The sequence below is a fragment of the Paraburkholderia sp. SIMBA_053 genome (assembly GCF_046534895.1).
GTDB classification, from domain to species: domain Bacteria; phylum Pseudomonadota; class Gammaproteobacteria; order Burkholderiales; family Burkholderiaceae; genus Paraburkholderia; species Paraburkholderia caledonica.
Window position 1 is genome coordinate 1 of the sequence record NZ_JAWRXU010001247.1, and the last position, 252, is coordinate 252.

Sequence of the window (252 nt, forward strand, 5' to 3'; positions counted from 1 at the left end):
AGATGTCTATTTTTGTTTAGAATTGATATACAAGTTGATATATAAACTTCTGATCAGTCTATAGACTGATCAGAAGTCAAAGAAAGAAGAGCACCGAAAAGTCGTGTGGCTTGATAAGGGGAAGTTGAAACAGAAAAAGGATTAAAAATATTAAAACAAGCACATATGCACCCCAAAAGGATGTTATTTATCGCTGGAGCACATTTACATCTCCTTCAAAATGGATTACCAATTACAAACATTCATAAAACA

The 252-nt window shown here is 32.5% G+C and carries 1 pseudogene; it reads left to right on the top strand.

The features are described 5' to 3' along the window. Positions 1-120 precede the first annotated feature (120 nt). A pseudogene (locus tag SB753_RS39620) lies at positions 121-252 on the top strand (CotS family spore coat protein); the annotation flags it as partial.